We start from the raw sequence: 12,612 nt of genomic DNA on the forward strand, positions 1-12,612 counted from the left end.
ACCGAAAAGCTCTCGGTAACATTTTATTAATATTCAAACAATTGTATTGTTGCTTATGTAACTCAATGTGCGTTAAATTATTGACACAACGAACGACGCTCAATAAAAAGCACTCAGATCTGAGCATTTACCTATATAAATCACTTAGGAGCAACGAAGTGAAGTGGACTCCAGCCAAGCTGATTAGTCTCAGCGTGATAGCATCTTTTTCTACAGGTGCGCAAACTTTAGAGCAGGCTGTTGCCAATAGCCTTCAAACCAACCCAGATATCAAAGGTGCGTTTAACGAATTCGTTAGCAAAAAATATATAAACGAAGCAGCCACAGGAGCCTACCTGCCGAGTGTTGATCTAGACGCTGGCATAGGTTACGAGCGTGTAGACTCCGCCGACTCTGACCGTGATGTAACTGACTTAACACGTAAAGAAGCAAGCATTACTTTCACTCAGCTAATTTGGGATGGTTCAGCCACCCTAAATAATATGGATAGAACGGCAGCAGATGCAGAATCTTTACGCTATCAACTGTTGGCGGATGCTCAAGACATGGCATTGCAAGTTGCCAAAGTTTATCTTGATTCTGTAAAAGCCTATGAGATCTTAACGCTTTCTGAAAACAATCTTGCTGTACACAAAAAAATCTATCGTGATATCAAGAAGCGTGTCGACTCAGGGGTCGGCTCTACCGCAGACCTAACACAAGTAGAGGCTCGTTTAGCCAAAGCACATGGCAACCTTGCTGCAGCACAAAACAACTTGTTCGATGCTCATACCATGTTTATGCGAATTGTCGGTCAATCTCCTCAGGGGCTTGTGTTTCCAAGAGCAGATCAGAACTTTATCCCATACACAATAGATGAAGCGGTAGGTAAAGCGTTCGAAGAGCACCCAGTCATCAAGATAGCAAAAGTAGATGTAGACTCTGCCAAATTCCAGTACAAGCAATCTAAAGGTAACTATTACCCGACAGTGTCTGTAGAGGCTTCACAGACATGGCGAGATGATGCTGGAGGCATTGAAGGTGACAGTAATGAGACCAGTGCTATGCTACGCATGCGCTATAACCTGTTTAATGGTGGCAGTGATAGTGCAAATGCAGAGAGCTTTGCATACCAGCTAAACAAAGCAAAAGACTTAAGAGAGAGAGCTTATAAGAATGTAGAGGAAGGCTTAAGACTTTCATGGAGCGCTCTAGATCTAACACTTCAACAAAAAGAGTTTCTGTCAGACCATGTGGATTCTGCAGCTAAAACTGTTATTGCCTATGAAAAACAATATCGCATAGGAAAACGTACCCTCCTTGACGTCCTCAATACCGAGAATGAACTGTTTGAGGCACGAAAAGGTTATCTTGATGCTAAATATGCTGAGCAATACGCAAAATACCGAGTAATGAATGCTACTGGTCAGTTACTCAATGCATTGAGAATTGACACTCCCCAAGAGTGGAAGCAGAAGGTGGAATATTAATTATGCGAAAATTGACTTTTTTACTTAGTCTGATGCCGTTAGCTATTACTCTGCCTACCCATGCCCAGGATGAATACGATTACCAAGCGGTACCAGTCGCGCTCCAGTCGGCTGATTTACAAGATGATGATTCTGACGGTGTAATCAACGCAAGAGACTTGTGCCCAGGAACACCCTTAGAATCTGAATTAGACAACGATGGATGTGGTCAGTACGTTAAGTCATCGGAAAAAATGCAAATACGCGTTCTTTTTGCTAATGATTCAGATGAAATTAACCCTGTCTTTAGAAAACAGATCAGTGACATGGCTAGTTTCCTAAAAGAATACCCATCAACGTCAATTGAACTTCAAGGTTATGCAAGTAAAACAGGAACCAGTCAGCACAACTTTGAATTGTCGCAAAGGAGAGCAGAAAACGTCAGAAATCTTCTTATAAACTTTGGCATTACTCCAGAACGCTTGCGAATTGTCGGCTTTGGCGATACTCAATTAGCCTACCAAGGAAGCGATGAAGTTAGTCATGCCATGAATCGAAGAGTGACAGCGACAGTAGTCGGTTACAAAGGTAACGTAAAAAAAGAATGGACAATCTTCACAGCTTTACCGAAAAGCTAGCACTGAAGTGTTGAATAAGTAGGCATCTTTGATTCAAAGACTATTTATCATTGGGGGAAAGTTGAGTTTAGTGTTACCCTTAACATGTTCTAACAATGAGAGTTTTGAAATGAGCAAACTTACATCAGATATCCAAGCAAACTTGGATCTTTTTGTTGCCGAAACAAAAGAAAACCAATTGGTTTGGGGTTTACGTAACGAAGAAGGTTGGCTATCTTGCGATTCAACTGAATTCGAAAACAGCGAAGTTATGCCGTTTTGGTCGTCGAAAGAAGACGCACAAGCGCATAATGTTGAAGAGTGGGCAGATTTTGAAGTCTTAGAAATCCCTCTTGATATCTTTGTTGAAGATTGGCTTCTAACTCTTGCTGAAGATGGTGTTTTAGTTGGTACAAACTGGAATGCCCAACTTGAGGGTAAAGAAATGGAACCTCAAGATCTTGCGAAACTATACATCGCATAAAATCCCCTTTGATTGTTAAGCCTCGCGTATATGCGGGGCTTTTTATTATCTCTTTTTCAGTGACATATTTTCCGCAAGAAAATAATCCCAATCATCAGCTCTACGTCACAAAGCCCCTTATGCAAATGGTATATCATTCCGCCAATAATAATTTAGAAAAATTAAGGTTATATGCACTATGCGCAAGCTTTTTCTTTTTTTTACTCTGCTCGCCATAAGCGCTCCTCTATCCGCTGAAAACGCCCAAAGTATGACAAATTGGCACTCAGTCTATCAGCGCACGGTAAAGACAAACAAAGAGCTGGCTCTCAACATGCTTCAAGACAGATATCATGCTGTCAGCTCAACCACGGAAAAGCTCTACATTAGCGGTTTAATTCTTGACTACATGTTTATGCTTAATCAGCCCTACTTTGGCAACAACCAAGCCGAAGATGGGAAAGCTGCGCGTATGGAATCCAATTATTTGAATGCGATTGCAAACCGAAAAAAAGGTAAATATGACTTATCGGTAAAAAAATTTACTGAGCTTCTTAATATGGCGAAGTCTGATTCTGACGCACCGATGAAAGCCCTCTTCAATTACCAGTTGTGTTACACGCTCGACGAACAAGGCAGGTATCATCAGGCAAATTTTTACTGTTCGTCGCTAGAAGCAGCATTAGCAACGGGAAGTTTATCCTTCCTTCCTTTAGATCTTGCTTACAGGGTAATTGCAAACAACTACGATCATAGGGGCAACTATCAAGAGGCACTATCAAAGTACGCAATATTACTTAACCTACTACCTGAGAGCAGCGACCCTACAGGCATCTACAATGATGCTGCTTTACTAATGATAGAAGTAGGCCAATATGACCAAGCAAAAGATTATTTACTCCAAGCGCTATCTATAAGGAAAGCCAAGGGGTCTCCGTTAGAAATTGCTCAAGTAGAGCATAGTTTAGCAACCCTATTTAGAAAGACTCATGAATATCAGTTAGCTACTCAACATTACCAAAATGCGTTGCTTATATTGAAAGAAGAGCGTTTTTACTATGGGTTGGGTCTAACATACTTAGGTTTAGGCTCCACGATATTGGAATCCGGCGATCTTGAGCGTGCTTTACCATATCTAGAGGAGGCACTCCACCTAGGAAAGCAAACTCAAAACCATCGTCTACAACTCGAAAGCCACATTGCACTCGCTGATGCGTATTTATCAGCAAACGCCCTGTCACAGGCAGAAACCAACGCTAGAAGTGCACTCTCACTCGAAAGTAATAGTTCGGCGCCTTCACTGCAAGCACAGGCTTTGCTTATCAGTTCAAAAATCGAACAACAGCGAAAGAACTTTAAGTCTGCTCTTTCTTACTACGAGGAATACGCAAATCTTGAGCTTGCAACAAGGGATGCGAGCAACATCAAAGCTATAAAAGCTCTAGACTTAACCAAAAAAGAACTTGAGCACGAGTTAAAGTTAACTGAGATTAGAAACCTTAAAGATTTAAAACAGCACGAGTTCCAAGAGCTTAAGTATCAACAACGTGCATATAACTTTGTAATTGCTTGTCTTATCATGGCTATGGGTGCCCTTTGGTTCATACATAAGAAGGCAAAAACACGAGCGCAATTCGACGACCTAACTGGTGTCTTAAATCGAGCTTCAGTAATAAAGAAAATCAAAACTAAAGCATCAATCAGTGGAAGTGAGAATAAACACGTACTCGCGTTATTAGATCTCGACAAGTTCAAAGATATTAATGATATATACGGCCACCCTACTGGTGACAAGGTATTACGCTATATCTGCGATAGCTTGACTGCGAAGTTACACAAAGGTGAGTTGATTGGCCGATTAGGAGGAGAAGAATTTATACTTTTAATGACGAACGTCGATGAGGTTGACGTGCCTTTCAGAATTAATAGTTTGCATAAAACGATTTCTGAAAAGCACATCTATTCTGAAAGTAACCAAGCGCTCAAAGTTACCGCAAGCATGTCCTATTTATCGACCTCAAAATCGTTGAAAGACTTTGATGAGCTTTATTCAATACTTGATCAAGCCCTGTATCAAGTAAAGAAAACGGGACGAAACTCAGTCATTGATGCCTACAATGAGCCTATTGACCTTCCACCTTCTGCTTTTCAACCAAAGAATGCATAACAGCTTCTTTGTTGTTTAGGTAGTCGTCTAAGCCCGCTTTGCGTAGATCGCAGGACGGGCAATCACCACAACCATCACCGATGATGCCGTTGTAACAAGTTAGTGTGTTTTCACGCACTAGTTGCAACGCGTCATATTGATCGGCCAATGCCCACGTTTCTGCTTTGTTCAACCACATCAATGGCGTCTTGATTTCAAATTGACGATCCATGCCTTTAACCAGCGCACTGTTCATCGCTTTTACAAAGTCATCACGGCAATCTGGGTAACCACTAAAGTCTGTTTCACAAACACCCGTAATTACCGTTTCTGCGCCAATTTGGTAAGCGTAGATGCCAGCTAGCGTTAGGAACAAGATGTTGCGGCCAGGAACGAACGAGTTCGGTAAACCGTTTTCTTGTAGATCATGTGAAACTGGTATGTCGTCACGTGTCAGAGAGCTGATAGCAAGTTCATTCAGCAGGCCAACATCCATCACTTTATGTGCAGCGACACCAAGATCTTTTGCGACTTTCTCTGCCACTTCAATCTCCAGCTTATGTCGCTGACCGTAGTCAAATGTAATGGCATGTACTTCGTCAAACTCTTTTAACGCTTGAACCAGACATGTTGTAGAATCCTGTCCACCACTGAAAACAACCACTGCTTTTTTCATCTTTCTCTCCGAGCTTAAGCAATACTTAGGTATTTATGAGTTTGAACCGACAGACGCCAGTTGCGAGCAACACAGGTATCAATACACAGTTGGGTAGCACGAGGCTTTTGACTGATAGGCTGAAGTGCGATCACTGTCTTCTCACCGATCTCTGCAGAGGCCAATAACACATCCAGTTGATCGATGTCTTTTTGGGTGCCAACTGGGTGCTTGATTTCATTTGCGCGTTCTAATGCACTTTTAAGCACTGGTAGCTTCCCTTTCATTGCGACCTTAGGTGACACTGTCACCCATGTTCCTTCTGAAGTCACTACCTCTGAAGTACCACTGGTTTCGATTTGGCATTGGCAACCCATTTCTTCAAATGCAGCCGTCAAAGCACGTAAATCATAAATACATGGTTCACCACCAGTGATCACAATATGCTTCGCATTGAAGTCCTGCTTTTTATATTCAGCTACGATGTCTTCTGCCGATGCGAAACACCACGTTGGAGAATCTTCTGTTTTCACCAAGATATCACCGATCTGGCGCTGGTCTTCTTCTTCCGCGTACCAAGTCTGTTTCGTATCGCACCAAGAACACCCAACCGGACATTCTTGCAAACGCACAAAAACCGCTGGCACACCAGTGAAAACCCCTTCCCCTTGGATGGTTTCAAACATCTCATTTAGCTTATACAACGTAGAACTCACTCAACTCATTATACTTCGAGGCGAAGACCTTAATGGAGAGGCGCACTCAGGTCAATTTAAACCAAAAATAAATTGTTAAAATAGGTTGTTTTGTAGTTTCATACGCAGGTTCCCAATTTTTTAAGGTAAGTAAAGATGTACAAGCTGATCGCCCTAGACATGGACGGTACGTTGCTAAACAGCGACAAAGTAATTTCTGAAGAGAACAAACAAGCAATTGCAAAAGCACGTGAAGCGGGTGTTACCGTTGTCCTTGCTTCTGGCCGCCCTCTTGAAGGAATGCAAGACAAATTAGATGAGTTGAACATCGACTCAGACAAAGACTTTGTTTTGTACTACAACGGCTCAATGGTGAAAAACATTGGTACGAACGAAATCATCCACCAGCAAATCATTGATGGCAAAGCTGCGAAGAAAATTGCACGTAAAGCGCGCGAGCTTGGCGCTTATGTTCACGCATTCAGCCAAGAGCACGGCCTAATCACAGAAGAGAATAACCCTTACACAGACATCGAAGCGAAGATCAACGGTCTTGAAATTACCGAAATGAACTTCGACTCTCTAGAAGATGATCACGCGATCATTAAAGCGATGATGGTTGCAGAGCCAAGCAAACTAACTGAAGTTATTGCGACTTTACCTGCGGAATTAAAACAAGAGTTTACGGTAGTGCAAAGCGCGCCTTTCTTCTTAGAGTTTTTGAATCCATCAAGTAACAAAGGCATCGGTGTTTCGGCGATCGCTGAATACTTGGGCATCAAAGCTGAAGAAGTGATTTGTATGGGCGATGCAGAAAACGATCACCATATGCTTGAATACGCGGGCCTCGGTATTGCCATGGCAAATGCGATGGAAGAGACCAAACACATTGCAAACTATATTGCCGAAAGCAATGATGACCACGGTGTGGCTAAATCAATCGAGAAGTTTGTTCTCAACGCTTAATGATCCACGCCCTCTTCTACCAAAAGGATAGAAGTAAAAAGCCTCGCGTTAATGCGAGGCTTTCTTTTAGGACAAGACCGTTTTTTGCAGAGTCAGCTTTCGTGCGATAGCGACAAAAATTAGCATTAATAATGGGTACTTTAACGTTGCTGTAATTAGAGACCATAACCCACTATAAGCGACTAACTGACTTAGATAGTCCCAAACCTGATTCGCAAACAGCAAAATTAAAATCAGGTACAACATTTGCTGAAATGTGAGTCGAACTTCATTATCTCTAAATGTGATAACAACAGCGGAAGCCGTTACAAGTATGGCTAACCAAGCAGCAAAAACCGGTAGCGGCCAAATTACGGAGATAACAGCTGTAATACAAGTGACCGTCAACCAAACACTCTTCGCGCAAAGTAGCTTATCAACATCAACTTCTGGGTTACTTTCCAACCTTAAAATATGCCAAGCAACCAGTGAACCAAATAAAGCACCGATCAACATGTCCAATATAAATGCCGTACCTAGATAGAACTTACAGAACATCACCAAAACGGTTAATGTAACTGCACCCATCGTTATACGATTCATCCCGAAGGACTCTGTTCGTTGGAATATAAACATGCCAACACAAAACCAAACAGCAATTGGAAGGCTTGGGAAACTAAATCCATAGCTCTTAGTTAATTCTGCCATCGGTAAATATACATGCGGCCTAGGTAGAGAAAAGCCCTGCTGAGCGACTAAGGACATTATCGAAGTAATTGATACTGCAAAGAAAAGTCGGTATACAAACCGACCGTCGAAACGCATCATTACATAGGGAAACAGCAGTAACAGCATGACGGGTGAGGTTAGAAAAGTTACTGCTTTCGCAAAGTTACATGCAGAACTTTCACTCGTATCTGAAAAAGAACCAACAAAACTTTGTAAGTTGGTCATCCAATACAGTTCAAGTTGACGAAAGCTAGGTGCAGACTCAACCAACTGGCTGACATACACGACTTCTTGATTAGTAGCTTCTTGGATAAAGGATTTTACCTGTTGCCACTGGCTAGGATACCGATAAAGGCTCGAAGGTAATGATTCAGCCTGCATTAACATCGTAGACGCAACTTCAACTCCATAATGAGGAGCGAACCAACTCGGCATTTCGTTAGCATCAAGCATGTTGTTTTGAGAAAAAGCAATAATTTCAGAGTCCGATATACAGTCAAAAATGACTGCCGTCTCTGTTCTTCCAAGCTCTTCTCCAACTGTCACTGACAAACCAGCTTCTTCCCATGTTTCTCGCTGGGCAGCGACCTTCGCAGGCTCCCCTGCAATGATGGTTCCGCCAGGTAGGGAAATTCTGTCAGTCAGAATCTCATGAACCAATACGACCTTTTCATCGGCCTTCACGACACAAAGTGCACCTTTTATGGCAGTTGAATCAGAGGCAGCAAATACGCTCCCTGAAACAATAGATGACACCGACAAAAATATGAGAATAAACAAAGATCTCAGCACAAAAAAACCTTAAATAATACAAGCCACGCAGACATATAATGTCTACGCCACAAATATTTTACGACAAAAATTAAGTAACAAGTTGTAGAATTGCTACCTAACGCATATTCACTATAGCAAACATCAGAAACTGATTTTCAATTGACTTAGCTCAGACACTAGACCAACTGAGCGCGAGATTCTGCCAGTATTATCAGAATTATGTCAGAAATTTTGACATGGAAAATATCATTTCTCAACAATGACACACCATCAGATTGCATTGAATTCACGATACGAATGGTAGAAAACTCAAAGCACAGGGTTACCTATTAGAAGTGCGCTCATATGCCCTTTTTATAGCGATTTTCTTAACCAATGAATATGATGCCCAAAACCTTGGTTCTCATAGAGAGAAATCGCTGTCTGGTTAAAGTCCCACACCTCAACAAACATCTGTTTCACTCCATAATCAACGAATGTCGCCTCTATCTTCTCAATCAGAGCTTTTGCAGTGCCCTGTTTACGATACTCTGGTAAGACGTAGAGCTCATCAACACTTCCCATCATAACTGGTTTACTAACCGTAGAAATAAGCTCGCAGAAATGCCCAGACACAAAGCCGATGATCTCATCCTCTACTCTAGCGACATAAACCAAACATTCAGGGTTATCGAGATAACGGGCAATGCTCTTTTCTTGTTCGATTTCTTCTGCGGTTTTAAACAGCTCTGGGGATTGAATGTGGTGTTCATCATGCAACTCAAACATTAGGTCGTTAAGTTGCTCAAGATCGTCAAAAAGCGCTGGTTTGATTACAAAAGTAGACATAAGAACTAAGCCAAAAATAGGAATCCATATAGTGTGTGTTTAAACATGCATTTAGGCAAGCAGGAATGCAAAAGCCTCTTGCCGACAAAGCAAAAGGCTTCGATGTTTGAGCTTGCTCCTAGGTAACCTAAGAGCGTACTCAATTAAGATCGTACTTAGCTAGCCGCGTTTAAGCACTCGTTCGATTTCGCCTAGACTGGATGGGTCATCAATGGTTGATGGCACCACGTATTGCTCGCCATCGGCTATTTGACGAATGGTTCTTCGCAAGATCTTACCTGAACGGGTCTTTGGCAAACGGTCAACAACCAGTGCATGTTTAAAGCAAGCCACAGCACCAATCTCGTTGCGTACTTTGCCCACCAACTCGCCTTCTAGCGTTAGATCATCTATCTTCACACCATCTTTAAGAACCACGAAGCCAAGCGGTAGCTGACCCTTTAACTCATCGTGGATACCAACCACCGCGCATTCCGCAATCGCTGGGTGACCACCAACGATTTCTTCCATTTCGCCGGTAGACAGACGGTGACCTGCGACGTTAATTACGTCATCAATACGACCCATGATAAACAGGTAACCCTCTTCATCTAGGTAACCGCCATCTCCCGATACGTAGTAACCCGGAAATTGACTTAGATAACCAGTCTCAAATCGGTCATGGTTGCGCCAGACAGTCGGTAGACAGCTTGGTGGTAATGGGCGCTTCAAAGCGACAAAACCTTGTTGATTTGCGCCCACTGGCACGCCCATTTCGTTCAGAATCTCGACCTGATAGCCAGGAATTGGCTTGGTAGCAGACCCCGCTTTAACTGGCATCATCTCAATACCGGTCGGATTGCCCGCGATCGCCCATCCTGTCTCCGTTTGCCACCAGTGGTCAATCACCGGCTTATCCGCTTTGCTTTCCACCCATTCTAGCGTTGGTGGGTCAAGGCGTTCGCCTGCCATAAAGATTGAGTCGAGGTCGGACAAGTCGTATTGCTTAATGAACTCGCCTTCTGGGTCTTCTTTCTTAATTGCACGGAAAGCGGTTGGTGCGGAGAAGAGTACATCCACTTTGTATTCATCACAAACACGCCAGAATGCACCCGGGTCCGGTGTTCTCACCGGTTTGCCTTCGAATAGAATAGTTGTACAGCCATGAATAAGCGGCGCGTACACAATGTAAGAGTGACCAACAACCCACCCTACATCCGATGCAGCCCAGAACACGCCATCTTGGGGGATGTTATAAATCGACGTCATCGAATATTTCATCGCTACGGCATGACCGCCATTGTCGCGCACCACGCCTTTTGGTTTCCCTGTTGTGCCAGAAGTATAGAGAATATAAAGAGGATCTGTTGCTAACACAGGGACACACGCATGAGGCAAAGCTTGTGCGTATTCTTGCTGCCAATCTAAATCACGTTCTAGATTAAGTTCGGCTTCGCACTGTGGGCGCTGAAGAACAAAGACTTTCTCTGGCTTCCAACGACTGTCCATAATGGCTTTATCAACCATTGGTTTGTATGGAAGTACCTTATTGATTTCGATGCCACAAGACGCCGTCATGATGACTTTGGGTTCCGCATCTTCAATTCGAACGGCGAGCTCATTCGGAGCAAAACCGCCAAACACCACCGAATGAATCGCGCCCAATCGAGCACAAGCTAGCATCGCCATTGCCGCTTCTGGGATCATCGGCATATAGATGACTACGCGATCGCCTTTGGTGATACCTTGGTTCGAAAGCATACCCGCAATTTTTGCCACTTGGTCGCGCAGAGCTTGATAGCTGTAAGTTTGTTTTTGCCCCGTCACTGGCGAGTCATAAATCAGTGCGGTTTTCTCGCCTCTCCCTTGCTCACAATGATAATCCAACGCGAGCCATGACGTGTTCAACACGCCGTCAGGAAACCAACGTTCAATCCCATGTTCGTCAGCTTGTAAGATGGTGTTTGGCGCTTCAAACCAATCGATGTTTTCAGCTTGAGCACGCCAAAAGTTTTCCGGTTCGTTCTGTGCCCAAAGGTATTCTTTTTGATATGCAGACATATTGCTTCCTCCAGTATGTCCTGACATTGCTTTTCTTAAGTATCACTACCATGCAATTGTGCTATTCAAAGACATTGGAGGGAACACGCACAAAGCCCTCCATCAGTATTCTCGCGCTGCGGCTCATGATGGCTTTCTCAACCACCCAACCTTGTTCTGTTTGTTTGGCTTTTGCCCCCACCTTAAGCGTTCCTGATGGATGCCCAAACGTCACTGATTCTTTCTCTCCGCCACCAGCCGCTAAATTGACCAAAGTACCCGAAACGCATGCTGCCGAGGCAATGGCGACCGCTGCGGTACCCATCATGGCGTGGTGAAGTTTGCCCATAGATAACGCTCGGACGAGAATATCGACCTCACCTGCTTCTACGGTTTTACCACTCGACGATAAGTAGGATTTAGGCTGGGAAACAAACGCAATCTTAGGCGTGTGTTGACGTGTTTGAGCCTCTTCGAGCGAATTAATAAGACCCATTTTTAGCGCGCCATGAGCACGAATGGACTCAAACCTCGCAAGAGCAGATTCATCGTTATTGATGTCATCTTGAAGCTCAGTGCCTTGGCAACCCAGCGCTTCTGCGTCTACGAAGATTGTCGGTATGCCTGCATTAATGAAGGTGGCGTTGAAAGTCCCAACATCCGGTACGACCAAATCGTCTACCAGATTGCCAGTTGGAAACATGCTGCCTTCGCCATCAGCAGGGTCGACAAAATCAACTTGGATTTCTGCCGCTGGGAACGTCACACCATCAAGCTCAAACTCCCCTGTTTCTTGAACGAGACCATTTACGATTGGCACATGAATCAATATAGTTTTGCCAATATTTACCTGCCATACACGAACGGTAACGATGCCGTTTTGAGGAATTCGATCTTCGTCGATCAACCCTGCATGAATTGCGAAAGGCCCGACCGCGGCAGAAAGGTTGCCACAGTTACCACTCCAATCGACAAACGGCTTATCTATCGATACTTGTCCGAACAGGTAATCAACGTCGTGGTCGGCTCGCTCACTGCGCGACACAATCACAGTTTTACTGGTGCTGGAAGTTGCGCCGCCCATGCCATCAATTTGTTTGGCATACGGGTCTGGGCTACCAATCACACGAAGTAGCAGTTTGTCTCTTGCCTCGCCTGCAACTTGCGCTGGCTGTGGCAAATCTTCAAGGTTGAAGAACACACCTTTGCTCGTACCGCCGCGCATGTAAGTCGCCGGGACTTTGATTTGGCTTTGCATCTTGCTATCCATATCTTACTCCGTTATTGCGCTAT

Annotated in this window: 11 protein-coding genes; 5 read left to right on the forward strand and 6 right to left on the reverse strand. The window is 43.8% G+C overall.

What is annotated here, in order from left to right:
* Positions 1-158: 158 nt before the first annotated feature.
* The 4 genes from BSZ04_RS16260 to BSZ04_RS16275 all read left to right on the forward strand — a co-directional run bounded on the left by BSZ04_RS16260 (position 159) and on the right by BSZ04_RS16275 (position 4,695).
* On the forward strand, positions 159-1,469 hold the full coding sequence (locus BSZ04_RS16260) for a TolC family outer membrane protein (RefSeq protein ID WP_010448078.1): 1,311 nt from the start codon (positions 159-161) through the stop codon (positions 1,467-1,469).
* Positions 1,470-1,471: 2 nt separating this feature from the next.
* Complete coding sequence (locus tag BSZ04_RS16265; protein WP_010448079.1) at positions 1,472-2,086, forward strand: OmpA family protein; 615 nt, start codon at positions 1,472-1,474, stop codon at positions 2,084-2,086.
* Between the two features lie 109 nt (positions 2,087-2,195).
* Positions 2,196-2,549, forward strand: a complete 354-nt coding sequence (locus BSZ04_RS16270) for a DUF2750 domain-containing protein (protein ID WP_010448080.1) — start codon at positions 2,196-2,198, stop codon at positions 2,547-2,549.
* 178 nt (positions 2,550-2,727) lie between these two features.
* Positions 2,728-4,695, forward strand: a complete 1,968-nt coding sequence (locus BSZ04_RS16275; protein WP_088880845.1) for a tetratricopeptide repeat-containing diguanylate cyclase — start codon at positions 2,728-2,730, stop codon at positions 4,693-4,695.
* Here the strand turns inward: BSZ04_RS16275 and queC are convergent.
* Positions 4,652-5,350, reverse strand: a complete 699-nt coding sequence (gene queC / locus BSZ04_RS16280; protein WP_088880846.1) for a 7-cyano-7-deazaguanine synthase QueC — start codon at positions 5,348-5,350, stop codon at positions 4,652-4,654. The two genes, BSZ04_RS16275 and queC, sit on opposite strands and share 44 nt — an antisense overlap.
* 14 nt (positions 5,351-5,364) lie before the next feature.
* Positions 5,365-6,015 carry a 7-carboxy-7-deazaguanine synthase QueE gene (gene queE, locus BSZ04_RS16285; protein WP_010448083.1) on the reverse strand — a complete coding sequence of 217 codons (651 nt, stop codon included), beginning with the start codon at positions 6,013-6,015 and terminating at the stop codon, positions 5,365-5,367.
* Positions 6,016-6,180: 165 nt separating this feature from the next.
* Here queE and BSZ04_RS16290 point away from each other — a divergent pair, with 165 nt between their 5' ends.
* Complete coding sequence (locus BSZ04_RS16290) at positions 6,181-6,990, forward strand: Cof-type HAD-IIB family hydrolase (protein WP_088880847.1); 810 nt, start codon at positions 6,181-6,183, stop codon at positions 6,988-6,990.
* A 66-nt stretch (positions 6,991-7,056) separates the two neighbouring features.
* Here BSZ04_RS16290 and BSZ04_RS16295 read toward each other — a convergent pair whose 3' ends face one another.
* The 4 genes from BSZ04_RS16295 to prpF form a co-directional block, all read right to left on the reverse strand.
* The gene (locus tag BSZ04_RS16295) at positions 7,057-8,490 is read right to left on the reverse strand and encodes an NUDIX domain-containing protein (protein ID WP_088880848.1); all 1,434 of its coding nucleotides are present in this window, start codon (positions 8,488-8,490) and stop codon (positions 7,057-7,059) included.
* A 336-nt stretch (positions 8,491-8,826) separates the two neighbouring features.
* Positions 8,827-9,300, reverse strand: coding sequence for a GNAT family N-acetyltransferase (locus BSZ04_RS16300; RefSeq protein ID WP_038884152.1), 474 nt, complete (start codon positions 9,298-9,300; stop codon positions 8,827-8,829).
* A gap of 159 nt (positions 9,301-9,459) precedes the next feature.
* The gene (locus BSZ04_RS16305; RefSeq protein WP_162531065.1) at positions 9,460-11,340 is read right to left on the reverse strand and encodes a propionyl-CoA synthetase; all 1,881 of its coding nucleotides are present in this window, start codon (positions 11,338-11,340) and stop codon (positions 9,460-9,462) included.
* Positions 11,341-11,401: 61 nt separating this feature from the next.
* Positions 11,402-12,589, reverse strand: coding sequence for a 2-methylaconitate cis-trans isomerase PrpF (gene prpF / locus BSZ04_RS16310; protein ID WP_088880850.1), 1,188 nt, complete (start codon positions 12,587-12,589; stop codon positions 11,402-11,404).
* Between the last annotated feature and the right edge of the window lie 23 nt (positions 12,590-12,612).

Source organism: Vibrio rotiferianus (assembly GCF_002214395.1).
Lineage (GTDB): Bacteria > Pseudomonadota > Gammaproteobacteria > Enterobacterales > Vibrionaceae > Vibrio > Vibrio rotiferianus.